Annotated in this window: 21 protein-coding genes; 1 reads left to right on the forward strand and 20 read right to left on the reverse strand. The window is 40.4% G+C overall.

Annotation, left to right across the window (positions count from 1 at the left end; translation table 11 throughout):
• Positions 1 to 5: 5 nt before the first annotated feature.
• From ACFSBH_RS17860 to ACFSBH_RS17945, 18 genes are all read right to left on the reverse strand, one after another.
• Positions 6 to 1385 carry a PTS transporter subunit EIIC gene (locus ACFSBH_RS17860; protein ID WP_251515135.1) on the reverse strand — a complete coding sequence of 460 codons (1380 nt, stop codon included), beginning with the start codon at positions 1383 to 1385 and terminating at the stop codon, positions 6 to 8.
• Positions 1386 to 1401: 16 nt separating this feature from the next.
• Positions 1402 to 2292: an N-acetylmuramic acid 6-phosphate etherase gene (gene murQ / locus ACFSBH_RS17865; RefSeq protein ID WP_251515132.1), complete on the reverse strand. Its 891-nt coding sequence runs from the start codon at positions 2290 to 2292 to the stop codon at positions 1402 to 1404.
• Between the two features lie 114 nt (positions 2293 to 2406).
• The gene (locus ACFSBH_RS17870) at positions 2407 to 3258 is read right to left on the reverse strand and encodes a MurR/RpiR family transcriptional regulator (protein WP_251515129.1); all 852 of its coding nucleotides are present in this window, start codon (positions 3256 to 3258) and stop codon (positions 2407 to 2409) included.
• Positions 3259 to 3355: 97 nt separating this feature from the next.
• On the reverse strand, positions 3356 to 4762 hold the full coding sequence (locus tag ACFSBH_RS17875) for a hypothetical protein (protein ID WP_251515126.1): 1407 nt from the start codon (positions 4760 to 4762) through the stop codon (positions 3356 to 3358).
• 122 nt (positions 4763 to 4884) lie between these two features.
• Positions 4885 to 6312, reverse strand: coding sequence for a hypothetical protein (locus ACFSBH_RS17880; RefSeq protein WP_251515123.1), 1428 nt, complete (start codon positions 6310 to 6312; stop codon positions 4885 to 4887).
• A 147-nt stretch (positions 6313 to 6459) separates the two neighbouring features.
• Positions 6460 to 7815 carry a tripartite tricarboxylate transporter permease gene (locus ACFSBH_RS17885; protein ID WP_251515119.1) on the reverse strand — a complete coding sequence of 452 codons (1356 nt, stop codon included), beginning with the start codon at positions 7813 to 7815 and terminating at the stop codon, positions 6460 to 6462.
• Entirely contained in the window at positions 7815 to 8237 is a 423-nt protein-coding gene (locus tag ACFSBH_RS17890) for a hypothetical protein (RefSeq protein WP_251515116.1), read from the reverse strand. Before ACFSBH_RS17890 ends, ACFSBH_RS17885 begins: the two co-directional genes overlap by 1 nt.
• A 393-nt stretch (positions 8238 to 8630) precedes the next feature.
• Entirely contained in the window at positions 8631 to 9326 is a 696-nt protein-coding gene (locus ACFSBH_RS17895; RefSeq protein ID WP_251515113.1) for an aspartate/glutamate racemase family protein, read from the reverse strand.
• Between the two features lie 23 nt (positions 9327 to 9349).
• A complete protein-coding gene (locus tag ACFSBH_RS17900) occupies positions 9350 to 9982 on the reverse strand; it encodes a YdcF family protein (protein WP_251515110.1) in 633 nt (210 codons plus the stop codon).
• A 44-nt stretch (positions 9983 to 10026) separates the two neighbouring features.
• Positions 10027 to 11229, reverse strand: a complete 1203-nt coding sequence (locus tag ACFSBH_RS17905) for an MFS transporter (RefSeq protein WP_379598937.1) — start codon at positions 11227 to 11229, stop codon at positions 10027 to 10029.
• A gap of 580 nt (positions 11230 to 11809) precedes the next feature.
• Positions 11810 to 13726 (reverse strand): vWA domain-containing protein, encoded by a 1917-nt coding sequence (locus tag ACFSBH_RS17910; protein ID WP_379598926.1) that lies wholly within the window; start codon positions 13724 to 13726, stop codon positions 11810 to 11812.
• A gap of 15 nt (positions 13727 to 13741) precedes the next feature.
• Entirely contained in the window at positions 13742 to 14614 is an 873-nt protein-coding gene (locus ACFSBH_RS17915; protein ID WP_251515103.1) for an ATP-binding protein, read from the reverse strand.
• 399 nt (positions 14615 to 15013) lie between these two features.
• A complete protein-coding gene (locus tag ACFSBH_RS17920) occupies positions 15014 to 16231 on the reverse strand; it encodes a M20 family metallopeptidase (protein ID WP_251515100.1) in 1218 nt (405 codons plus the stop codon).
• A complete protein-coding gene (locus ACFSBH_RS17925; RefSeq protein WP_251515098.1) occupies positions 16218 to 17225 on the reverse strand; it encodes an ABC transporter ATP-binding protein in 1008 nt (335 codons plus the stop codon). Before ACFSBH_RS17925 ends, ACFSBH_RS17920 begins: the two co-directional genes overlap by 14 nt.
• Positions 17222 to 18208, reverse strand: coding sequence for an ABC transporter ATP-binding protein (locus tag ACFSBH_RS17930; RefSeq protein ID WP_251515095.1), 987 nt, complete (start codon positions 18206 to 18208; stop codon positions 17222 to 17224). Before ACFSBH_RS17930 ends, ACFSBH_RS17925 begins: the two co-directional genes overlap by 4 nt.
• Before the next feature lie 13 nt (positions 18209 to 18221).
• Complete coding sequence (locus ACFSBH_RS17935; RefSeq protein ID WP_251515092.1) at positions 18222 to 19118, reverse strand: ABC transporter permease; 897 nt, start codon at positions 19116 to 19118, stop codon at positions 18222 to 18224.
• A gap of 12 nt (positions 19119 to 19130) precedes the next feature.
• Positions 19131 to 20045: an ABC transporter permease gene (locus ACFSBH_RS17940; protein WP_251515089.1), complete on the reverse strand. Its 915-nt coding sequence runs from the start codon at positions 20043 to 20045 to the stop codon at positions 19131 to 19133.
• Between the two features lie 77 nt (positions 20046 to 20122).
• On the reverse strand, positions 20123 to 21697 hold the full coding sequence (locus ACFSBH_RS17945; RefSeq protein WP_251515085.1) for an ABC transporter substrate-binding protein: 1575 nt from the start codon (positions 21695 to 21697) through the stop codon (positions 20123 to 20125).
• Between the two features lie 168 nt (positions 21698 to 21865).
• Here ACFSBH_RS17945 and ACFSBH_RS17950 point away from each other — a divergent pair, with 168 nt between their 5' ends.
• Entirely contained in the window at positions 21866 to 23269 is a 1404-nt protein-coding gene (locus ACFSBH_RS17950) for a dipeptidase (RefSeq protein ID WP_251515082.1), read from the forward strand.
• A 48-nt stretch (positions 23270 to 23317) separates the two neighbouring features.
• Here the strand turns inward: ACFSBH_RS17950 and ACFSBH_RS17955 are convergent, their stop codons facing one another.
• Complete coding sequence (locus ACFSBH_RS17955; RefSeq protein WP_251515079.1) at positions 23318 to 23536, reverse strand: hypothetical protein; 219 nt, start codon at positions 23534 to 23536, stop codon at positions 23318 to 23320.
• A gap of 173 nt (positions 23537 to 23709) precedes the next feature.
• Positions 23710 to 24843, reverse strand: coding sequence for a M20 metallopeptidase family protein (locus ACFSBH_RS17960; RefSeq protein ID WP_251515194.1), 1134 nt, complete (start codon positions 24841 to 24843; stop codon positions 23710 to 23712).
• Positions 24844 to 25525 lie beyond the last annotated feature (682 nt).

Below are 25525 nucleotides of genomic sequence, written 5' to 3' on the forward strand. Positions count from 1 at the left end.
ATCTATTAAATACCATCTGCCATACTTTCTTTAAAGCCAAATGTATAGGTGAATATGAAACCAAATGTATAGGATATGACAAGTCCTAAGAAATATGTTAAATATTGACCATTTGTAATTAGCGGGATTAAAGATAAACCTGAAACCCCTACTCCAGAAGATGCCGTACTCATGACTGCTTGGAACGCTCCTCCGACACTAGCACCCATACAAGCTGTAATAAACGGTCTTCCTAATGGTAAAGTGACCCCGTACATTAACGGTTCTCCAATACCTAAAAACCCAACCGGTGTACTACCTTTTATAATATTTCTTAAGCGATTATTTTTCGTTTTTACATAGATTGCTAGTGCCGCACCTACTTGACCAGCACCACCCATAGCTAAAATCGTCAACAGAGCAGTTTCACCGTAAACATTAATCAATTCTAAATGAATTGGTGTTAAGCCATGATGCAAACCAACCGTTACTAACGGAAGGAAGAATCCAGCCAGTACTGCACCTGCAATTATTCCACCAGTATCAATTAGCGCTAATAACCCTTTTGTAATGCCCTCGGTAAGGACTCCGGCAACAGGTACAATAACTAATAAAGATGTAAATCCTACAATAAGTAGTGTGAATAAAGGAGTAAAGATGATATCAACTGCACTTGGAACCACTTTCCTTACATGCTTTTCAACAAAGGTCATCAACCATGCTGCTAGGATGACACCAAACAATCCACCCTTGCCCGCAGTTAATTCTTCTCCAAAAAGTGTAATGTTCGCAAGTAAAGGACTAAATAATATCATTCCGGCAATGGCTCCTAATACAGGAGTGCCCCCAAACTCTTTCGCAGTATTCCAACCGACTAAAATACCTAACGAAGCAAAGATAACGCTTCCAAATAAAAGTAATATTTGCATCCATGTCTGTTCTCGATCCACCCCCGCATTTACTGCGAAGTTGGCTGCTCCATTAATGATCCCCGAGGCAACGAGTCCCGGAATTAAAGGTATAAATATATTCCCCAATTTGCGCAAAAAGTTCTTGAACGGGGTTCTATTTTTAGCTTTCATTCTTTCCCTATCTAATGCAGCTTTTTCTTCAAAGGTTAAATCTTCATCTCCTGGACCTGCATCTTCCCCGATAGCAAGGCCCGTGAGCTTACTCATCTCTCCAGCCACCTTATTAACTGTTCCTGGACCAATAACCACCTGAAGTGTCTCGTCATCTACAACACCTAACACACCATCTACTTGCTTCAGCTCATCAAATTTCACTTTTGCAGGATCTTTTACTGATAACCGGAGTCGTGTCATACAATGAGCAACGCGTTGAATATTTTCCTTACCACCAATCTCACCCAATATTTCATGGGCCATTTTCTCTTCTTTTCTCATAGTGAACCCTCCTTATTTATTTGGCAATTGCATCGCGAACGAATCCTTTAGAACTTTCAAGCTTTCTAACCGCCTCATCATACGAGCAATCCAGTAAAATCATGACAATCGCAACTTTCACCTGCTGCTTCGATTTCTCAAAATAACGATTGGCAGTTTCATAATCAACCCCCGTCACTTCCATAATATTCCGTTTGGAACGTTCTTCTAATTTTTCATTTGTGGGCTTCAAATCCACCATAAAGTTTTGATACACTTTACCGATTCCAACCATGGACGCGGTAGAAATCATATTCAATACGATTTTTTGGGAAGTTCCTGCTTTTAATCTAGTAGAACCAGTCAGTACTTCAGGTCCTGTCTCCAGTTCAATCGCCAGATCACCGTATTTACTCATTTCCGCATTATGATTACAAGAAATGCTCACTGTCTTTGCTTGAATAGAATTCGCATATTTTAGTGCCCCGATAACATAAGGTGTTCGACCACTTGCTGCAATTCCAATGACGGTATCTTTATCCGTCAACTGAATCCGCTTTAAATCATTTTCTCCTAATTCCGCATCGTCCTCTGCCCCTTCAACCGCTTCATAAATTGCCTGGTTTCCACCAGCAATCAATCCTTGAACCATCTCCGGATCCGTCCCAAAAGTAGGAACACATTCCACCGCATCGAGAATCCCTAACCTGCCGCTCGTTCCAGCACCAATATATATGAGTCTCCCATTATTATTGAATGATTCAATCACAAACTGTACGGCCTTTTCGATATTTGACAGTTGCTTATCTATCGCTTCTAAAACGCTTTCATCTTCTTGATTCATTGTTCGTAAAATATCTAAAGTAGACATTTCATCCAAGTTCATCGTTCGTGGATTTCGTAATTCTGTCGTCAATTTATCGAGCATGACATCAGCTCCTTCCTATTATTTACACTTCTATTATATTACTTTATGAAATTTAATGTCAATATATGATTATTTTTTTATGAAATAAAATTTCATAAAATAGATAAGGAATGACTACCTCCTTAATGTGATGACATAATCTCTTGCTTCTTGATATTCATCCAACACCTTTTCACCAATCAAGTTAAAGATACAAATATAGAGTGTATCGACAATCGTCAATTGTGTCATTCTTGAGGTAATGCTTCCGATACGAAAATCCTTCTCCACCACAGGTGTTGCCAAGCGAATATCCGCCTCCTTATAAAGTGGAGATTTGTTCATATTTGTAATGGCTATCACCTTTGCCCCTTTCTTTTGAGCAATCCGAGTTAACTCTAGGACATCTTTTGTTTCTCCAGACATGCTGATCGCTACGAAAACATCCAATTCATTAACAAAAGGCATTCTGGAAAGCATGTAATGAAAGTCTGTATTAAATTCCACTTCAAATCCTAATTTAGCAAATTTGTTAAGAGCATCCGTAGCTGCGATAGATGAACCACCTATTCCAAAAAAAACAATCTTTCTAGCATTTTTCAATGTGTCCACTGCTTTTTCCAGCTCTTTTTTATCCAACGATTCCATGGTAGACTCGATGGCATTTTTATTGACATGGACAACCTTTTGGAACATTTCATAGGGGGAGTCCTTCTTTTGCAATATGGAAAAATCAGTTATATAGTCTTCCTTGACTGCCAGTTCCTGTGCCAAAGAAATCTTGAACGTCTTGAAACTGCCTATTCCAATTTTCTTCGCAAATCGTATTACGCTTGCTTCACTTACACCGGCTTTAGTCGCCAATTCATTTGTCGTCATGTTTGGAATGAGTTCTGCATGATTAAGAATATAAGTAGAGACCTTCTTTTCCGTCTCGGAAAATTGGTTGTACTGTTCATTTATCCTGCCTAATAATGTGCCTGCCATGTTTCTTCCCCCTATACGTTTGTTGATGAATAATGTCTTTCGCAAAAATTAGTATATCAAAAATACATCAGAATGGACTAAAGCAGCTAACCCAAGTTTATGCGGCCATCAATTGAACATAAACCTGAACGACGATATAAAGGATGAGGGCATATTTCCAATTGAAGCCGATCCCATTTTTAAATCCACTTAACCCATTTACACTGCTCAACGTAATTATAGGCATAATCAGCGGCGACAAGAGGATGGAGATGGCACTACCGGATGTTACTGCTAAGACAATGACTTCCGGAGGATACGGAAGATCCAATCCACTTAGAATCCCACCCACTAGAACCATAACCGTAAGTGGACCCAATCCACAAAACCCTAAAATGACTACGATAAACGGCAAAAAATATAACAGATTCAAAAATGGCACAGCAGATTGTAAACTATAAATCCCTTCCACAACGTTCTTGGCAAAAGAAGTTTGATTTAAAGCGTAAATCAGCATTCCAGACCCAAGCATCATACAAAATTGATACGTTTCATGAAAGATGTCATTTTTAATATGTGATTTCAACTGTCTTGCAAGTTTTTGAGGCCGCTTCTTATATAAGTAATACAGGACAATCCATCCCGCGACGACAAGAGGAATCAGGATGAGCAAGTCCATTTCAATGAATGCCTGTAAAATGAATATCGTTCCAAACAATGATAGGAAGAGCAAACAAAATTCCTGAAAATCCCGCTTCACTCTTACCTGCCCATGATTTGCATCCAACACTTCAGCAAATTCACTTTGCACGCCTGCCGTTAAATCAACCCCGTATTTCTTCTCCTCCAAACGAGAGAAAAAAAGAGCGATCAACACACCGACAACCGCCATGCCGAACCCTTGCAAGATGGACAAATAGAGCGAGGCATCCATGATTTCCACAACGAAAACAAAGCTCGGGATGCTTACGACCCACAAAGTAGATAATGCAAAACCACGAAGCAACGCGGTGCCTTTAAAGTTTTCCCATGCTTCACCTTTCTCGTCTTTAAGAATTTCATTGATAAAATGATACACCATCTGTATCGAGCCAAATAGAAGGAAATAAGCGATGACTTGAACGAAGGAAATCGTACCGAGATAAAACCTTCTGCTCGTGTTCAAGAACTTATTCCCTAACGAAACGATTGCTTCCATATATGGCTCTTCCCGTAAGACCCAGCTGATTAATGGAACAAGGATCAAAAGACCGATCATGTTCCGCATTTGGAGAAAACCAGACATAATCCCATTACCTAGGGATGTGTCCGAATACATTAAGATAATTATACCAATGGATACGAGTACAATCGGCATTTTCATTCTTTTTACAGACAATATGATGACAGCAAAAATAATCATACTGATTCCACTAATAGATAGGAAAAATAATAATGACTCATTCTGATAGAAATAAGTAATGAAATGCAATAATCCATACAACGTAATGGATAAACTCAATCCCCACTTTGCCAAGGCCTTCATCAGTTAAACACCCTATTTCCTGAGATGCTTCTATTGTACCCCTCCAATATCTTACATTCAAACAGAAGAGCAAACGAAAAGTGACTTCACCAGAAATATGTTCTAATGAAGTCACTTCCCTTTTAATACATTTTACGTTTTTTACTGCGCCTCTCTAGAACCCAACGCTTTAAGAAGTAGTATCCCATGATGAAAGAAAGGACAATCCCTGTTATCGTAACGAACACGACAATCCATTCAAAGAAGGAGAATTCCATGAACTTACTCCAGTTAATATTCCCACTTAAATCATCAATTACGAGGTTCATTCCATAAATTCCGGAAATCACCGTATAGATGGTAAGAATCTGAAGCAGTGCATTGATCTGATTTCCTTCTAACTTTTCTTGCTTCTTGAACAATCTGGATAATGTCGCATCCACTTCACTATAGAGCCTTTCAATATTAAATGCATTACGCAATAAGTTCGCGATTTCACGACCAGATGTATTACTGCTCAACTCTGGAAAATAATATTTTGCGGAAAAATCACTAATCATTATCGTCAATAGGTTCACTTTGGAATGGTCTTTTTCAATTTCAATCTGCGAATGTTCATGATTCAATTTCAACAGCATGAGCCGATAATACCAAAGCATGAGTAAAGTATAAAAATAGTCGCCATACATTTCCCTCAACTTTCGCTCAGCTAAATTCCCCTGTTCTTTTGTAATACAGACAAAATGAGAATCTGTTGCCACATAAAACGTATTGCTTGCCCAACGGTCATAAACATAACTTTTATAATAACGCTTCACGTAATCTTCATTTGTTGCTCCGATATACTCCTCCCCATCCTGGTTATAACCATTCAACTCACCAGCACGGTATAAGTCTGTTTTTGAGATTTCATGTTCAGGGTCACTCTGGATATAACTGACAACAAACATCCGCTCGTCCATATAGAACGGTAAACTGCCATAGTAGGTTGGAAAATCAGGTGTATGATTTTCCATATACCTTTTAAAAGGCTTCAGCAAATTATTGAAAATAAAATCTTTCGCATGATCATGTGTATTTTCATCGCATTGAATGCTTATCTCCTTATTATGTTCATCCCTTGGCACCAGATTTCGAAATTTCTCAGAGAACGTATACACTTCATTATTAGTGAGATTACCAGGTATACGGACCCGTAAATTCACTAACCCGATATGATACGGAAAAATATAAACATCCATAGAATCAATGATAAAGTCAACTTCAAAATCAGCCGACTTCAATGTACACTTTTGATCTACCGCTTTTGAAAATCTCCGGACACTGTCGAAGGCTTCCAAAGATTTCGGGAACAAAATCGATTCGATATAAGGCATAAAATAGTTCTCCATCGCGCGATGAGAAAGTTTTGTATTTCCATAGAACCTATCTTGATAGTCGTCGTTTTCCAAGTCGAAAAACAGATAATCCTCCATTAATAATCGCTCAACCAACGATTCAATCTTACCTTCCTTCAGCAAAAAAGGAGAGAGGAATTGTTGTCTCGAATCCAATACTTGAAATTCATACATACCGTTTATGTCCCCCTCACCTGTTTGGGTGCTTTCACTTCTATTTCAGAATCTATACCCCGTTCTCTGAAAAATTGAACCTGGTTCAAAAAAGTTTTTCCTAGAGAAATAAAAAAGGCGGCACCGATAATCGGTACCACCTCTTGTTTATAAGCCAAGTAAGGTAGAAATGATCCAACTTGAACCATAATAAATCATAAACTGGACGCCAACTCCAACTCCTAGGAAACGGTTAAGCATCCCACCTACCATTGACATCGCAAAGGTGACAAAAATCCCAACGATACCTCCTTCATAAAATGAAAGGAGACAAACGATTCCAATAAACATGGCGATGATGGCTTCTTGGTTGATTCGTTTCAAAACAAACACGGTCGCCTTCCTTGCAAAGTTCATGGAAAACGGATAGGCGATGACTGAAGCAATGACCATCCCAATCAACCCATAGATGAGGAAGTCCATCGGTTCCAACAACGTATGTAAGTTATGAACCGGTTCCGTCGTATATACCGGTGGAGCGTTAAATAGAGCAAGTGCCGGTCCAATTGCCACCGGACTCAGCGGAATACCAAAAGCAATCAATGGAATGATTGTTTCTGCAACGTATGTCGATTCGGTGACTCCATTCATTGTAGAAAGACTCGTCGTAGCTTTTTTATATTGACCTTTCGTCCTTGTCCCTACAAGCTCACCCATAAGGGATGTCATCCCAACCGGACTGAGTGCAAATGTTAAAGAAGATATAAATGACGTGCCACCAACCGCAGCTGTTTGTTTTTTCGTCAACACTTTAAACGGGTTTGGAAAATATCCTGCCCATGATTTCTGCTCTGGTGCGAGCTTGTACTCATTCATTTTTTTCTGTTGAATTAATGGACGTGCACTATTCGACGTCGCGAGTAAAATATCTGTCAACATCGGTCCAATTGCTATCCCTAGAAAGAAACTGATGGTGAGATTCTTGTCCAGAATCGTCATACTTGCTAAGTTCAATCCTTGAATAACTAAAGCAAGCGGCACAATAAGCAAAATGCTCACCCAACGTCCCTTTGAGAAATAACCAATTAAAACTGCTGCTGCCGTAAAGATAATCCCTGCATTTTCTTGGAAAAATGTTCCGAATTGGCTGAGGAATACAGCAAACAACAAGGCAATCGGCAAGGCAATAAACGCACCGATGATCCCGCCTGAAATCATTTTCCGCAAAGCAATATGTGGGAGCCCGATCCGACGCATAAAGTTTGCATGTTCCAGCATTGGAGCAGCTGTCGTATCACCTGGCACACCCATCAATGCAGTCGGAATGGCATGAGTTAAATGCTTGGCTAGAACTGCCGACATAAAAAATGCAAACACTGCTTCTGGTGGAGCACCAAGCAAGATCACTATCAATGTTGCTGGTACCATTACTGCAGTCTCATCAGACCCTGAAATAAGTCCAATCAATGTAAAAATAACTCCCGCGACAACCGCGAGGATTATTGCAATGAATAACACATCCATCAGCGCTTGTCCTCCTGTTCATTCATAAACATGTCATAAATACCTTGTTCCTTCATTTCTTGAGCGATTACTGGATCATCTTTAATGGACTGTCGTTCTTCTTCGATATCCAATTGAAGCTGTCTATACACTTCACTTATCTCCTCACTCGTGCTTGGTGTTTCATTCAGTGTCCGCTTCGGCTTAAAAAGGAATGTGTTAGTAAGCAAGGCGATTAAGCTTCCAGCAATCCCGAGCAATAAAGAATAAGATTGTACCATTTGTTCTGGAGCAATTTTCGGGAATATTTGTTTCCCGATAAAAAAGCCAATGAGACTAAAAGCGATACTGATGGAAATTGTTGCAATCAAATGCTTACCATAAACTGTATCACCAATGACTTCGACATATGTCATTTCATTGTTATGTTGTTTTTCTGTCATTTTTTCTACCTCCTTCTATTCGAGAAATCGGGGTGTCCATGTTTTGATTTGTAACTTTTTTCTGTTCACTAATTATGCTAAACTATACAAGTTGTGATCATTGGATCACAGACTTTAAATATAGTACTTACATGGCTGTTTATAGTCTATCCGATATCCCCTTATCTCTTACCTCTTCTTTAAATGTTTGTAACGCCCTCCAATTACTCAACAATGTTGAATATTGCGAAACTTTGTTGAATAGATAATCTTATAACAATAGAACGCACGATATGATTATACATGTTTTTGTAGAAGAATGGGGAAATTTGACTTAAAAATAACAAAAATAGCGAGGGGCAATCTTCCCCTCGCTTCTCTATATACTATTTCGTATCACAATGACGCAATGAATCATGAAAACATTAATTCGATAATCCGATCAATGTGTATTTGTGTTGTGTTCAATTGCGGTAATTCCAAATCATCTTCTTTTATAATCATTGGCAACTCGGTGCATCCGAGAATGACTCCATCAATACCGTCCCGTTTCACCATATCTTCAATAATTGCTAAGTAATGTTCCTTTGTTTCTTCGTTTACAATTCCATTTTCCAGTTCAGCTACAATTTTTTCGTGAATATATTGTTGTTCTTTTTCTGTAGGTACGACAACTTCTTTGCCCCGGTCTTCAAACGGCTTTTTGAAAAAGTCATTCTCCATCGTAAATTTTGTTCCAATTAAACCGACTTTTTTGAGCCCTTGTTTTTCCGCTTCTCTTACAGTTTCTTCTACAATACTATACACCGGGATACTCACTCTTTGGTTTACTTCATCAAATACAATATGGGGTGTGTTGGCGGAAATAACTGCAAAGTCAGCCCCTACCTTCTCTAAAGTTTCAATTGCTTCGACGAGATAATTTGCTAATCCTTGTAAGTCATCCTTTGAAATAAACTCGAACACTCGATACATATTAATGCTGTTAATGAAGAGTTCTGGGAGAACTTCTTTACTCCCCATCTTTTCCTGATACTGAGTAATAATTGATTGATAATATTCCACTGTCGACTCTGGCCCCAAGCCACCTACCATACCTAATTTCTTCATAGAATCATTCCTCCATAGAGTTATTACAATTGGAATTGCTCAAGAAGTAAATAGTGTGCAAGCTTTATATATTCCGTTATCACTCGTTGAATATCTTCCCGATCTTGATACCAGCCTTTTGCTTCAAAAGGATCATAAGGCGTAGGCGAGGAGTAAATGGCAACATCCTGATCTTTTAAAGCTTTATTAAAAATAAGGTTTGCACGATAGGAGTGAAATTTAGATGTAGTTAGAATAACCGTATTTATATCGGGATTGTCCTTCAGGTACTCTTTCACTGTCACAGCCTCGTCCTTCGTGCTTTCGGCATGCCCGGGTAAGATCGTTATATCCTCTTGTGGTGCACCTAATTCAGTTAAAATATGCTTACTTAAGTCTGCGTCTCCTGGAATGGCAATGTCCCGTTCTCCTAATAACTCCTCACCTTCTATATGAGATTCGACTAATAAGATTTGATCGATATTTCCATTTTCGTAAAGTTCGTACGCTCCAAGTGCACGGTCACCGACACTGCCCATGAGAAGCACCAAAACTGCTTCTTCTATTTCTTCTATATTATCTTCCTTCACTAATAATTCTCCACCGAAACGAAAAAATAAAAGAATCATTAAAATGAATAAGACGATGACTGTTAATATGATATATCTCTTTCTCAACATGCTCCTCCTAGTCACTGGCACAGTCTCTCTGTCCCAGTACATCAATCAAGGGTAGATCCACCCAATTTACGGTTGATTTCTCTTATTTTATCATCAGATGGCAACAGGAAGGTGAGTAATCCGAGCAGTGGTAAAAAGGATACGATAACCATGGTTTGGGTTAAACCAATGGAATCAATAAGGCTTCCGAAAAATACGGATCCTACTGCTCCCATTCCAAAGGCGAGTCCAACGATCAAGCCAGACATCGTACCGATTTTACCTGGAACCATCTCCTGTGCGTATACAACTGCAACGGAGAAACTGGATAAAATAAGTATCCCTATCACACCAACTAAAATCATAGCCACATATGGACCTACATAAGGCAATAGGATGGTAAGTGGTGCTGGAGCAAGTAACGAAAGCATTATGATGACTCTTTTTCCAAATCGATCCGCAAGTGGCCCACCTACAAACGTTCCAACCGCCCCAGTTACAAGGAACACAAAAATGAAAATTTGTGATTCGGCAATACTGGCTCCATACTCTTGTATCGCATAAAAAGCGTAATAATTGGAAATTGCACTATGATACAACGAACGGGCAAAGACCACAAATATGAGTACAATGACAGAGTTCCGAATCAATTTTGGTAGCTTCACCTTTGTTTTTGCAGTTTGTTTCTTCTTTTTATTATTCTGTTTAAAAATATGAATTTGCTGTGCATACCATCTTGATATATATGTCAAAAACAGCACAGCGATAAACGCTACTGCAACAAACCAAATCGCACCAAATTGCCCCATTGGAACGAGCACAAGAGCAGTTATGACCGGAGCGAGAGCCTGACCACTATTCCCACCGACTTGATAAATTGACTGGGCCAGTCCTCGTTTATTACCGGCAGCAAGATATGCAATTCGTGAACCTTCCGGATGGAATACAGCGGAACCTAAACCAATTAAGACGACACTGATGAGGATCGTAGGCAGATTCGGTGCAAAGGCAAGACCAAGCATTCCAAACATACTCGATAATAATCCAATGGGCAGTGCATAAGCGAAGGGACGACGATCCGTATACATTCCAACGACAGGTTGCATCACTGAAGCAACCATATTCAAAGTAAACGTAATCAAGCCAAGCTGGGTGAAAGTCAACCCGAGGGAACGTTCCAGTATCGGAAACATAGCCGGAACGACTGCTTGCAATGAGTCATTCAATAAATGAGTCAAACCGATGATGAATAATATGCTATACATTGTCTTATTTTGTGTCTGCGAAGTGATATGTGATTGTTTCGCCAAGAGTTATCGCTACTTTCTATAATATTCATTCTATTTTTATTATAGCATAAAGAGTTACAATTCTTGGAAAATATTATATTTGATAGGTTGTAATCAGGAAAAAATAATTATTTACTGAAACACAATAGTAACTTTCCGAACAAATGATACTTCTGTTGTTTTGGGAAAATAAAACGAGATTATTTTCCCGAATAAAGAATATATCTGCTGCTTCGGGAAAGCAAACCACGGTTATTTTCCCGAATAAAATTTATATCTACTTCTTTGAGAAAGCAAACTACGGTTATTTTCCCGAATGAAATATATATCTACTTCTTTGGGAAAGTAAACCACGGTTATCTTCACTGATGAAAGGTATATCTACTTCTTCGGGAAAGTAAACCACGGTTATTCGTCCGAATGAAGGACACCTCCGTTGCTTCGGGAAAGTAATCCATGTTCAGTCACCAAAATAAATAGCATTTCCGCAACTTGGGGAAATAAAAAATAACTTAGGGTGCCATCGAGCACCCTGAATCTATTATCCATAACTTTTTTAGATCGTCTTAAGCAAAAGCTTCTTCAATAGCGGGGTAAAGTGTTCTGGAAGTTCAGCAACAGTTGGTACCATAATCCGCTCTTTACCATATATATTTTGCATCGTGAATTCTTCTTTTTCACCAATTTCACCTTCAGCTAAAAACATGCCGATGACATCAATTCCATTTTTACGTGCTTCCGAGACAGCCAAGTGTGTATCGACAATACCGTTCTGATCATATCCTGCCGCTGCCGGCTCACCATCCGAGAACACGAGTAGAAACTTATTTTTCTCCCGCCTCTTCCTGAGTTCCTCAGTTGCGACTCGAATACTGAAGCCGTCACGATTATCTTCTTCGGGCTCCAATTGAAGGATTTTTGCACCGTTATTTTCATAAAGAGAATCATTATGGGAATGTATGATGTGAAAATAGTTCGGCTGATAACCTTCCTTCACCTCATTGGCATCCTCCCAAAAGCCTATAATCGCATGTGGTATATTCAATTGCTTCAACACTTCATGGAATAGAACAATGCCCTTCCTCGTCTCTTCCATCTTTCCGACCATGGAAGCTGAACAGTCTACAAGCAGTGTAAAAACCGCATCAAATTCATTGGACTCCTCATTCTTTTTGTAAAAGATCCGCGGGTTTTCATCGAGCACAACGGAAAGCAGCTTTTTCGATAAACGGCCGACCAAAAGATCTTTTCTTGGATTTGTTTTCTTATGCTCCAAGGTCTTCTTTATCGTATTGGCGAGCAAACGTTGATATCGTTCAATTTCAGCAACATAGTCACGATACAACTCTTCCTCACTAAGCGTAGGCTTCTCTGCTTCCTTGATTATTTTCACTGCGTCTGTATTTTCTTCACCATACGCATAGTCGCTTCCACTTTTCTGGTCATTCATGCCGGACTGCTCTAATGCTTCCATTTTCGAATAATCCTGTTGTTTGCTCTCACCTGAAGACCCTTGAATACTGGCGAGGGCTTGGTCCGCATCTTCTGTTTCACGAACTCCACCGCCGAGCATACTTGTCTTCGTTCCCTGCTCCAGTTCAAACTGCAAGAAATTCTGCTTTCGATTTTCATTTTTATTTTCCCGATGCCAAGTGGAGAATGTTTCATCGAAGTACTCACTTTCTTCTTTATCTACTTCGTCCACATCATCATTTACAAGCTCATCAGTCCGAGTCAGTTCATCAAATAATGTGTTCTTTTCATAAGCATATAGTTCACCGACTGGAAAAATAAAATATTCATTAATGGAATCTGCATCGTATAATGATTCCAAATGAAAAGAAATTTGTTCGCAAACTCTTGTAATATCTTTTGTGCTTTTTGCCTCGTAAACTGAATATAACATTGGTTTTAGCTGTTCAAGATTCTTTCGCGCACGTTCATTCGAACGGGAAAAATCCGGATCCGGCCGATCGGACAGGAGTAAAAGATATATCAAACAAAAAAGTTCGTCCAATGCACGGCTGCGGATAACATTCGAGGCAAGCTGTTGAGTGAAGAAATGCTGAAAATACGTTTTCCTCACTTGAAAAACAGCAGTCGTCCCTGGACGCTCTCTTTTCACGATTTCTTCCAAGCGTAAATCCTCCAACAAAGCGAAAAGCTGACTGGAAAACTTCTGCAGTCTTGATTCCTGCATGATTTTCATATATGACTGCATTGTCGGCACATCGGAATGTTTCATTGTTCCCAACGCTCGTAAATAGACATCACTTTTCAGCCCTGCCTCTTTGGTTTCCTCGTCGAGCTTTTCCCAAAACCTGCTTGCAGTCAATTTCCGATTGATGACATCAATACTCGCGCCGAAACTAAATTCAAATTTCAATTCAGCATTACCAGCTAAAACAGTCGTTAAATCCTGCAGTTGCATGAAAAAGTCGGTTCGTACTCGAGAATCATGAAAACGATACATAGTACATGCTCCTTTTTAAAATAATGTTTCAGCTAGGTTTTTCACAAATTCTCGTTCTCTCTCTTCCTCGAGTTTATCAACGATAGCCCTCAGGATTGCCCGTTTTGGTTGTATGAACCCACTTAAGTCACAAGCATCAAGTAATGCCCGAATCGATGCTGCTTCCTCCGGCAATTTTCCCTGTTCGACAGCTGTTATCAAATCACCGGATAACCGTACAAATAAATCGATTGTCCTTTCATCAGTCAAACTGGTCGTATCCTGAATTAATTTTTTGAGCTGTTCCCCTTCGATATAAGGGACTTCAATGACGATGAAGCGGTTTTTCAACGCTTCATTCAATGGCACCGTACCAATATAGCCTACGTTAATGGCGGCAATAACACCGAATCCTTCATTCGCTGTAATGATTTCATTCGTAAACGGGTTCGTTATCGTACGACGATAATCCAGAACACCGTTGATCAACGGCAAGGTTTCTGGTTTTGCCATATTAATCTCATCAATATATAAGAAACTGCCATCTTTCATTGCATTCGTTACTGGACCAGGCACAAAGTCAATCACCTGCTTATCCCCTTCGTAAGCAAGTGTCTTGAACCCCATCAAACTTTCCGCATCAAGATCGACCGAGCAATTCACGCTGAACATCGGCTGTCTGAATAAATGGGACAGTGTTTCTGCGAATTTCGTTTTCCCAGCTCCCGTAGGACCTTTTAATAAAATATTTTTCCCCATGCTTAAAGCGATAATTGCATCAGCAAGCAAATCCATATGAGGTGGAACGTATCCACCTGGTCGGATCAAATATTCAAATGAACCAGGATCCGTTCTCCTTTTTAATTCCAATTGTTCTTTTACTTTTCCAGGTAAGTCATATTTCATCATTAATTTTTACCCCATTCAAGGCAGGATTCTATATCCGTTTATATAACAAAAATCATCATGTTTTATGTACATTTCCATTATAACTATTGTTGGAGCAGCATTGAAATTTTTGGGTCTGGCAAGTCAATAAGGAACGCTGAACACAAAAAATCTACCTTGATTTGTCTATTTCAATAAACACTACCCTAACCGGATTTCATTCAGTCTCCTAAACAGCTAAAGAAATTGATTCCACACGGGAGAGCAAGTCTGTGAAAGAAGTTGCTCTTGAAGCAGGACTTAAAATCTGGGACTAAGATGGTTTGATAATAAGGAAAAAAACACAAAACAACCGGCCTATTTGTTGAGGTAATGCCTCCACAAACAGGCCGGTCACTAGTTTTACATGGTAGAATTTGCTCATTTAACAGAGGTTGTACCTGGATGTAGATTCCACCCTTTTGTTGTTAATTGAATCAGCGTTTCCGCTACAAGTGCACACTTCTCAGGAAACAGGTCGAACTTCACATGCTCTGATCTTGCATGAGGTCCGCCTCCAGGTATACCTAACCCATCCAATGTCGGTATACCGATGGCTGATGTGAAATTCCCATCACTTCCTCCCCCCACGCTTGCAGCCTTTACTTCCATTCCCAACCTTCTGCCCGCTGCTTTTGCGACTTCAAATAAGGAAATATTCTCTTCTGTCCTTTCCAGTGGCGGTCGATTCAATCCACCTTCTATGAAAATATCAACCTCTGGGTTGCTCACCGTTAATGATTCAATAGAATATTGGACTCGCCTTGCTTCTTCCATATTCCTCACCCGAAAATCGACTTCAATCTCCGCCAATTCCGGAATGACATTACTTACCGATCCACCGTTGATTTTTCCAACATTGACAGTTGTACCTTTTTTATAATCCGTGAGCCCTTCCAATTGTTGAATGATTTTGGACATTTCCAGGATGGCACTTGCACCATCTTTATGATGATTTCCCGCATGGGCACTGATTCCAGTTGTTTTAATTTTATATTCTCCAACGCCTTTTCTTTCTATTTTAAGTGAGTAACTCCGTGCAGTCGGTGGTTCCATTACAAACACTGCATCACATGTACGAGCCACTCGTTCGATAATCTCTTTAGAAGTGGAACTCCCAATTTCTTCATCACCAGTGAATAAAAATACCGGCGAAAAAGGAAGACTTCCTTTTGTTTGCAATAAAGCTTTCACAGACCAGATGGAGCAAAGCAGACCAGCTTTCATATCAAAAATTCCTGGCCCATATATCCTTCCCTGCTTTTCCTTGATTGGTAATACCCCTTTATCCCAAACCGTATCATAATGGGATAAAAATAATATACGCGGTCCAGGTTGAGCAGGTATCTCATATTTGAAATGATTTCCGGTGTGCTCCATCGGGAACTGTTCTAATTCAAACAAATCCCCAAAATGTGTTGTAAAAATTCGTTTGATCGTTTGCTCACAATGAAACAACAAATCTTTATCATGGCTAGGCGACTCCGCTCTAACCAATTCCAATAACTCCTCCTTTATCCTTTCCTTATTTGCAGTCAGATAAGGTAATATGTCATACGTACTAATTGTCTCCACTTTCCTTCTTTTAGTATTTTTCATGTTGAGATATAATTCCCTTTCCCTCCTTGAGTGGATGATGGCATGCTGTAAAATGCCCGTCTCGTTTCTCCGTAAACTCAGGCTCCACTCGCTCGCAAAGTTCCGTTTTATAAGGACAACGGGTGTGGAATGCGCAACCGGTTGGTGGATTCACTGGATTTGGTATATCACCTTCTAACAATCTCCGCTCATCTTTCCTCGCTGTCGGGTCTGGAATCGGGATGGCTGACAATAGTCCTTCCGTATAGGGATGCATCGGATTTGTAAATAAATTTTCTTTCGTTGTAAGTTCAACGATTTTGCCCAAGTACATTACAGCGATCCGATCGCTAACATGTTTTACCGCTGGCAGCCCATGGGCGATGAAAATATACGTCAGCTGCAGCTCCTTTTGTAGTTTTTTAAGTAAATTTAAGATTTGTGACTGAATCGATACATCGAGGGCCGAAACCGGCTCGTCACAGATGATCAATTTTGGTTTGAGCGCGATTGCCCGAGCAATTCCTATTCGCTGCCTCTGTCCCCCACTGAATTCATGAGGGTAGCGGTTCAGATAGGAACGATTCAAACCTACTACATCCATTAATTGGAGTACTTCATGTTCAAGTTCTACTTTATTATATGAACCATGGGTCTTTAATGGCTCAGCGATTATATCAAAGACACGTTTCCTAGGGTTTAACGAGGAGAAAGGATCTTGGAAAACCATTTGAATATCTTCACGTTTTTTCCGCAATTGTTCTGGGGGTAGCTTGCGTAAATCCACACCATCAAATATGATCTCACCCTCTGTCGGCTCAAGCAGTTGGATAATTAAATTTCCAAGTGTAGATTTTCCACAGCCCGATTCACCGACAATACCTAACACCTCTCCTTTTTGTACGGAAAAGCTGACATCATTGACGGCATGTAAATACTGCTTTTTCCTTTTGATCAACCCCCTAGTAACATCAAAAGATTTCTTCAACCCTTTTACTTCAAGCAATTGGCTCATTCCAAGTCCACCACCTTCTCACTGTGTAGCCAGCACCTGACTTCCTGCCCTTTACGGATTTCTATCAAGGAAGGAATTTCTTCCTTACATTTATTCATCACATGCGGGCACCGGTCAGCAAACTTACACCCTATCGGAAATTCGAATGGACTAGGGACTGTACCTGGTATAGATACTAGTTCTTCGTTCCATTCATGTATTTTAGGTGAACTATCCATCAATCCTTTCGTATACGGATGCTTCGGTTCTTTAAATAATGTGAACACATCCGCCTTCTCCACAACTTGCCCACCATACATCACGACTACGGTATCCGCCATTTCGGCAACAACTCCAAGATCATGTGTGATTAATAGAATCGACGTATCCAATTCTTTTATTAAATCCCTCATTAATCTTAAGATTTGTGCCTGGATCGTTACATCAAGTGCCGTCGTCGGTTCGTCGGCAATCAACAGCTTCGGGCTGCATGACAAAGCCATCGCAATCATAACCCGTTGTCTCATTCCTCCGCTTAATGCATGCGGGTACTGATCGTAAACTTTATCCGGCCTTGCTATTCCCACTTTTCGCAGCATCTCGATACCTATTTCCCTTGCTTCTTTTTTACTTTTCTTTTGATGAAGCTTAATCGATTCCGCCAGTTGATTCCCGACCGTAAACACTGGATTTAAAGAGGTTAGCGGTTCTTGAAACACCATTGCTATTCTATTACCCCGAATTTCCCTCATTTTCATCCTTGGAACTTTATTTAAATTTATGCCTTCAAAGTTTATTTCACCACCGACAATTTTTCCTGGTTCCTCGATCAATCGCATGATGGAAAGAGAGGTAACACTTTTCCCTGAACCAGATTCTCCTACAATTGCTACGGTTTCACCTTTATGAATGTTAAAAGAGACATCATCAACTGCCGGTACAATACCATCTTCTGTAAAAAAATATGTTTTTAATTGTTTCACTTCTAGCAGTATATCGTTCATTGCCTCTCCCCCTTTACTTCACCGAGCGCGGATCCATCACATCCCGTAGCCAATCTCCTAAGAAAATGATTCCTAATACAGCAATCGTGATGGCAAGCCCAGGAAATGTCGCTAACCACCAGCTTGTCGCCAAGTAATCACGGCCATCGCTCAATATCGTTCCCCAGGATACTTGTGGCGGCTGAATGCCTAACCCTAAGAAGCTTAACGACGACTCAAGAATAATCGTGCTTGCAACACTTAAAGTCGCGACGACAATAAAAGAGGATATGACATTCGGATAAAGATGTGAAAAAATAATATTACGATTTTTAACACCGATGGTTTTCGCTGCCCTCACGAAGTCCCGCTCTTTAATAGACAACACTTCCCCACGAATAATCCGAGCATATTGCACCCAATTCGTGACACCGAGAACCAGAATTAAAGTCATCAATCCCGGGCCAAATACACCAAGCATCACTAAGGCCAATAGAATATTCGGGATCGCTAAAAATGAATCGGCAAGCCTCATGAAAAAGGCATCAAGGAATCCACCAAAATATCCCGCAAACAAACCGACCAAAACACCGATGACCCCGGCTAAAACAACAGATGAAATGCCGACTAACAAAGAAACTTGTGAACCATAGATAATCCGGCTTAATATATCCCGCCCTAAATTATCCGTTCCGAGAACATTTGCCATATCTCCCCCCTCCATCCAGAATGGAGGTTTATGGGTATTTAACGGATCGATGACACTATGTTCATACGGTGCAAGCCATGGAGCAAATATGGCAACGAACACAATGGTAAGTACAATCAATAACCCAACCGTTCCCGTTTTGCTGCGTAACAGAAGTTTCAGCCAACGTTTCCATTTTGAGTTTTTCACAAGATTATTTTGCATCGGCAGCGAATCCGGCATGTTACCCACCTCCTACTTATATCTGATCCGAGGGTCTAAGACTTGGTAGAGCAAATCAGCAATTAAATTCATGACGATGACAAAGAAAGCAATGACCATCACACATGCCTGAACGATTGCCATATCACGGGTATTCACCGCCTGGATAAGTAATTGGCCAATCCCCGGCCAGGCAAAGACCGTTTCTGTAATTAACGTTCCACCGATAAGCGTTGATGTTTGCAAGGCAATAATGGTAACGACAGGAACAAGCGTATTACGAAATGCATGTTTATAGACGACAATCCCGGTTCTTAAGCCTTTACTTTTCGCAGTACGGATATAATCCTGACTTAAAGTCTCCAGCATGCTCGAACGGATCAATCTCGTCATTTCAGCAGCAATCCCAGTACCTAGAGTAATCGCCGGCAATATCAAATGAGAAAAACTTCCCCTTCCCGAGACAGGAAGCATATCAAGTGTTACGGAAAATAATAAAATCAGCATGATACCGAGCCAAAAATTCGGCATCGCTTTTCCGAGGACCGCCGCTCCAGTAGCGACTAAATCAATGGATGAGTTCTTTTTTGTAGAAGACCAGATTCCCAAAGGTATCGCAATCATAATCGCAACCAAAATCGAGGCAATCGCAAGTTCCAACGTGGCGGGGAGCCGCTCCAACACAAGTGACATCGCATCTTGGCCGTATCGGAATGAATCTCCGAAATCTCCCTGCAGCATGTTGACAACATACCTGCCGTACTGCACATAAAAGGGGTCATCCAATCCTAAGGACGTTCGCAGTGTTTCTACGGCCTCTTCTGGTGCATCTTCCGGCAGCAACAATGCAACCGGGTCACCTGCTACAAACACGAGGACGAAGACGATGAATGAAATAATAAATAATACTGGGATGATTTCCAGAACTCTTTTGATAAAGTAATTCATAAGCTTATCCCCCTTTACGAATGGGAAAAAGTGAGGTTCCCCAAATGGATTTTCATTTTCGGGAAACCCACTTCGGATTATTTCTTTGTAATCGTCTCCACATAAATCATTTCGTCCATTGTCGGAGTATAGTTGATTCTTTCACTTACTCCAATATTAATCGACTCCTGGTGCAATACAATGTGTGCAACATCTTCGGCGATGATCTCCTGGGCGCGTACATACTGTTCACTTCTTTCCTTCGGGTCCATGTTGGACATTGCTGCAGCCAACAGTTCTTCCAATTCATCATTCCGGTAATCCGTTTCTCCCTCAAATCGTGTCGCACTATAATAATCAAGCGCATTCGCTGCATCGAACATGGAATTTCCTAGACCAAGTAAGTAAGCGTCTTTATTTTCTTTCGCATTTCGGAGCTCTACGAAGTTACTCCATTCCATAAATTCAATGTTTGCCGTCACGCCAATCTGGGCCCACATTCCAGCGACCATTTCTGCAATCTCAGCATCTTGCAAATAACGGCCCCGCGGAGAATGGAAAGTCATTTCAAAACCATCTGGATAGCCAGCTTCTTCAAGTAACTCTTTTGCCCGCTCTGGGTCATAGTTGTACGTATCATATAAATGTTCCGCAAATCCAAAGTTTCCAGGTGCTACTCTAGTAATCGTCGGTACGCCGGCTCCCCCAAGTAAACTTTCCACTATCGCTCCGTTATCTATGGCAAGGTCCAGTGCTTCACGGACACGTTGATCGGAAGTAGGGTAACCTTCTGTAGATCGTAAGAAAATCATTAATGTCCGATTCGATGTTTCCTGAGCTAAATACGTGCCTTCATGATTTTCAACTCGCTCCCAGTCAGCAGGTGGAACGTTCACCGCGATATCGACTCCACCTGTCAACAGTTCAGAGACTCTTGTGGAGTTTTCAGGAATAATCCGGAAAACTAATTTATCCCAATCCGGATTTTTTCCGCCAAAGTAATCGTCATATACTTCAAATACAATCCGGTCGTCCCTCACCCATTCCACGAACTGAAACGGACCCGTTCCGATAGGATTCTCTAAAAAGTGGTCAAATCCATTTTCCTCAATATATTTGGATGGTAAGATACCAGATGCAATACGGGAAATCCGATTAAGCAAGACAGGCTCTGGTTCATGGGTGATAATCCTGAATGTATAATCATCAATGATCTCCACTTCTTTAATCTGGTTATAATTCGTGTAATCCCGTAATTCTTCCCCGTAAGCGACCCGCTCAAGAGAGTACTTCACATCAGCTGATGTCAACTCGTCACCATTATGGAAAGTGACTCCTTCTTTCAATTTGAACTCCCATGTATAGTCATCGATGTTCTCGAAAGACTCGGCCAAATCAGGAACGATCTCACCAGTCTCATTATCGCGCTTCACTAAATAATTGAACATATTCACATGAATGGCCTCTGTAGATGTATTGATATGATCATGCACATCAAATGTCACCATATCCGCTCCAATGGCAATCGTGAGAGTCCTGTCATTTTCATCACCTGTCTCAGCTTTTCCAGGGTTGGTATCTTCTGCATCACCTTCGCTATCCTTATCGCTACAAGCAACAAAAATCAATAGGGCTAACATCAACAGACCAAATAACCAAAGCTTCTTCCCCATTCAATCCCTCCTTTGGATTCCCCTTGAAATTCTTCCTTCTATCTATATGCACTTCAGATCAAGGACAGACCGTGAAGAATTCATTTGTCGACCAGCCCCTAATATCCGTCATCTGAGAACAAATTATGCTAGACTAATAGAATAAGATAGTGTATTTAGGAGGATATCATGGAACGGTTTGCATACTTACTGTCATTCGCTTTATTTCTAGCATTTCCAGGTTTTAGCCATGTACAACTTATCCATACAAAAGCGGTCGATTATTTATTCTACGAGCCGACTGTTGTCGATACTCATAACGACACGATGATGCTCGCCATTGATGAATCTACTTGGTTGCCTAAGATAGACATTGGTGAAGAAACAGATTTTCACCTGGATATCCCAAAGGCAAAAGCTGGTGGACTTCATGTAGCATTTTTCGCAGCATACACTTCTGGTTTTTATGATAATAATGCTCGTTCCATTAGTAGAACACTCGCTTTATTGAATGCACTCTATTGGACAGAGCGTAACAATCCAGATACGTTTAAAATTGCTCAAAACAGTGCTGAAATAAAACAAACTGTGGGTGAAGGAAAACTCGCAGCAGTCCCTACCATCGAAGGTGCTTATTCACTGGAAGAGCATAATGCGATAGAATTGCTTCACCAATACAATGACCTTGGTGTAAAAGCAATTGGATTCAACTGGAATTATTCCAATGCACTTGGTGAAGGAGCTGATCGCGTTTATGGTGATCCGGCAAAAACACCTTCCAATGGCGGATTGACTGATTTAGGTGCGGAAGTCGTCAAAGAAATGAACCGACTAGGAATGGTGGTTGATGTCTCCCATATGTCCCGGGAAACATTTTGGGATGTAATCCAAGTCAGTGAAGCTCCAATTATTGCATCACACTCTGGCGTCTATGGATTAAAACAGCATCAGCGGAATTTGACAGATGATGAGATGCTCGCATTAAAAGAAAATGGCGGTGTACTCAGTATCGTATTTTTCCCAGCCTTTTTAACAAATAACTCAACTGGTTACGTTTCAGACATTGTCGATCATATTGATTATGCGGTAGATATCATGGGAATTGATCATGTTGGGATTGGGTCTGATTTCGACGGCGCACCGTTGCCTGAGGATTTACAATCCGCAGAAGATCTACCTTTAATTACGGATGAACTCGCTCATCGGGGGTATAGCCTAGAAGATATCGAAAAAATTCTAGGTGGAAATATTTTAAGATTGCTCGAAGAAGTGGAATCCATTGCGGATATTAATCAAGAGGTGAAAACCGCTGGACCTGTTATTGAACCTGAATATGAAATGGGAGAAATCATCCAAACTACCACACCAGTTCTACAGGCTAAGATTGAAGATTATACAGAGCTTGATTTGGAAAGTATCAGAATCATAGTGGATGGAATACCTTATGTACCTTCTTTTGATGAAGAAACTGCAACGCTGTCACTACAGCTCGAAGAAAAGCTCCAAGAGAAATTCCATGTCGTCACGTTTGAAGCAGCCAACAAAGCTGGTGATACCATACGGGAGACTAGGATATTCTATATCAATGATTAAACAAATACACCAACATTCAGATATAGTCTGTTTGTTGGTGTTCTCCATTCATTTTCCTTCTGCGTCGTCATCTTGCAATTTATTATAATATTGGACGCTAGTCAGAGCTCCTTCATCGACCATCTTTGCGTCTTCCATCGCTCCAAAAGCGCCAGGCCTTCCGATCTTATTCATATAAGCCTCATTATTTACCACACTAAGTTTCTTCACCTTATCCATATTTTCACCCTGTGACATGTATGCTGCGCCTTGCCCAGCTTCAAACATTTTATATCCCCCCAAGTGATCAACCCTTTTTAAACAAACTTAGAGTCAACCTTCCTCTCCCTATATTGTATCCTCTGGAGGAATAAAGGTTCTGTTTGTTTGCACATAAAAAAGTGGGACATATTTTCGCCCCACTTTTAGAACACATATATGAACTTATTCTGATGAATCAGTTAATCAAAGAGGTAATGTGAAACGATCGTAACGAAAGACTTGCTGATATTCATCAGTGCCCGCTCGTCAAAATCGAACTTCGGATGGTGGTGCGGAAAGTGTGTCTTTTCATCTTCGTTTCGAGAACCTACACGGAAGTATGTTCCTGATTTTTCATTCAGGAAGTATGAAAAATCCTCCGCCCCCATGGTTGGCTGGAATTCAACAATGTTTTCTTCTTTAAATGGCTGGGATAAAACATTCCTTACCAGTTCCGTTTCTGTCTCATGATTATAGAGCGCCGGATAACCACGAAGATAGTCAATCTCAAACGTTGCACCAAATGCATTCGTAATTCCTTCTAAAATCGAGCGCATTCTTTCTTCTACTTGGTCACGAACAGCTGCATCGAACGTCCGCACTGTTCCTTCGATTCTCGCAGAATCAGCAATAATATTAAAAGCATTGCCGGCTTGGAAGACACCGACGGTCACAACTGCAGATTTTAACGGGTCAACATTACGGCTCACAATTTTTTGGAGCGCTTCGACAACGCTTGTGCCGACAATAATAGAATCAATCGTTTCATTTGGTCTTGCACCATGGCCGCCTCTGCCCTTTATACGGATTTCAAATTTATCCACAGCCGCCATTTTATAACCTGCGCCAACCGCTACTTTCCCTAAAGGTATTTCTGAGCCGAGATGGGCACCGAACACAGCATCAACTTCATCCAGAATACCTTCTTCAATCATAAACTTCGCTCCGCCTGGTGGCTTTTCCTCAGCTGGCTGGAAAATGAAAATCACCGTTCCGTTAATATGTTGTTTATAGTTGCTGAGCACCTTCGCGGTACCAAGTAACGCAGCAGTATGACCATCATGACCACAAGCATGCATAACACCAGGGTTCATCGATTTATAAGGCACATCTTTCTCATCATCGATCGGAAGGGCATCAAAATCGGCCCGTAATGCAATTGTTTTTCCAGGGTTTGCACCTTTCAAAATCCCGATCAATCCATTTCTTCCACCTACATTTGTTTTTACTTCCAAGTTAAAACTCCGTAACTTCTCCTCGATATATTTGGCGGTTTTCACTTCTTCAAAGGAGAGCTCCGGGTGCATATGCATATGTCTTCTCCAGTCTCTCATCTCTTCAAAATTCGCTTCGATTTCAGAATAAAGGGAAGTTAACTTCTCGGTTTGCTGTACGTTGACCAAAATAGTTCCTCCTTAACCATATAAAGATATATGTTATTAGTCATATATTACTATATTTCTAAGGTTCTGTAAATTATAACTATACTCTACATTTCTATACGATATCTCCGAGAAAACCAATTCTACTATACTCTTCTTCTATTATTTTATACATATTCGACAATAATAGACGATATTAGTGCGTTTCCAACAAAAATACCCTCTACCATTTTTTTGGATTGTATATTATAGTGAATACGACATAATTATTTATAATAATTAGAATTAAACTTACAAATATCTCAACTGCAGACTTATTACCTATATTCTGACATCTGCTGAGAAATTTGAAAGAATATGTTTTGCGTGGTAATACCTTTATCAATCTGATGTATTTAATAAACAGATGAAATGGGTAGACAAGCAATCATAAATGAGTCTATTCACCAATCCCACATCCACTCACATATCGAAAAATTTAGTGATTATTTCAGTAAATTTGACGAATACTTCATGAACCTACTATTTGAATCTCACATCGTAAGCGTTCACCTTTCATTAACTTTACCATGTTAACTTAGGCACCATCCTTTGAAGCTCATCTTTGAACGCCTATATATAGATAAATCCTTAG

The sequence above is a fragment of the Oceanobacillus luteolus genome, assembly GCF_042678205.1.
Lineage (GTDB): Bacteria > Bacillota > Bacilli > Bacillales > Amphibacillaceae > Oceanobacillus > Oceanobacillus luteolus.

Excerpts from the sequence above, each read along its gene's own strand:
- ACFSBH_RS17860 (WP_251515135.1), bottom strand. The coding sequence starts at position 1,385 with ATGAGAAAAGAAGAGAAAATGGCCCATGAAATATTGGGTGAGATTGGT.
- murQ (WP_251515132.1), bottom strand. The coding sequence starts at position 2,292 with ATGCTCGATAAATTGACGACAGAATTACGAAATCCACGAACGATGAAC.
- ACFSBH_RS17870 (WP_251515129.1), bottom strand. The coding sequence starts at position 3,258 with ATGGCAGGCACATTATTAGGCAGGATAAATGAACAGTACAACCAATTT.
- ACFSBH_RS17875 (WP_251515126.1), bottom strand. The coding sequence starts at position 4,762 with ATGAAGGCCTTGGCAAAGTGGGGATTGAGTTTATCCATTACGTTGTAT.
- ACFSBH_RS17880 (WP_251515123.1), bottom strand. The coding sequence starts at position 6,312 with ATGTATGAATTTCAAGTATTGGATTCGAGACAACAATTCCTCTCTCCT.
- ACFSBH_RS17885 (WP_251515119.1), bottom strand. The coding sequence starts at position 7,815 with ATGGATGTGTTATTCATTGCAATAATCCTCGCGGTTGTCGCGGGAGTT.
- ACFSBH_RS17890 (WP_251515116.1), bottom strand. The coding sequence starts at position 8,237 with ATGACAGAAAAACAACATAACAATGAAATGACATATGTCGAAGTCATT.
- ACFSBH_RS17895 (WP_251515113.1), bottom strand. The coding sequence starts at position 9,326 with ATGAAGAAATTAGGTATGGTAGGTGGCTTGGGGCCAGAGTCGACAGTG.
- ACFSBH_RS17905 (WP_379598937.1), bottom strand. The coding sequence starts at position 11,229 with ATGTATAGCATATTATTCATCATCGGTTTGACTCATTTATTGAATGAC.
- ACFSBH_RS17910 (WP_379598926.1), bottom strand. The coding sequence starts at position 13,726 with ATGTATCGTTTTCATGATTCTCGAGTACGAACCGACTTTTTCATGCAA.
- ACFSBH_RS17915 (WP_251515103.1), bottom strand. The coding sequence starts at position 14,614 with ATGATGAAATATGACTTACCTGGAAAAGTAAAAGAACAATTGGAATTA.
- ACFSBH_RS17920 (WP_251515100.1), bottom strand. The coding sequence starts at position 16,231 with ATGAAAAATACTAAAAGAAGGAAAGTGGAGACAATTAGTACGTATGAC.
- ACFSBH_RS17925 (WP_251515098.1), bottom strand. The coding sequence starts at position 17,225 with ATGAGCCAATTGCTTGAAGTAAAAGGGTTGAAGAAATCTTTTGATGTT.
- ACFSBH_RS17930 (WP_251515095.1), bottom strand. The coding sequence starts at position 18,208 with ATGAACGATATACTGCTAGAAGTGAAACAATTAAAAACATATTTTTTT.
- ACFSBH_RS17935 (WP_251515092.1), bottom strand. The coding sequence starts at position 19,118 with ATGCCGGATTCGCTGCCGATGCAAAATAATCTTGTGAAAAACTCAAAA.
- ACFSBH_RS17940 (WP_251515089.1), bottom strand. The coding sequence starts at position 20,045 with ATGAATTACTTTATCAAAAGAGTTCTGGAAATCATCCCAGTATTATTT.
- ACFSBH_RS17945 (WP_251515085.1), bottom strand. The coding sequence starts at position 21,697 with ATGGGGAAGAAGCTTTGGTTATTTGGTCTGTTGATGTTAGCCCTATTG.
- ACFSBH_RS17950 (WP_251515082.1), top strand. The coding sequence starts at position 21,866 with ATGGAACGGTTTGCATACTTACTGTCATTCGCTTTATTTCTAGCATTT.
- ACFSBH_RS17955 (WP_251515079.1), bottom strand. The coding sequence starts at position 23,536 with ATGTTTGAAGCTGGGCAAGGCGCAGCATACATGTCACAGGGTGAAAAT.
- ACFSBH_RS17960 (WP_251515194.1), bottom strand. The coding sequence starts at position 24,843 with ATGAGAGACTGGAGAAGACATATGCATATGCACCCGGAGCTCTCCTTT.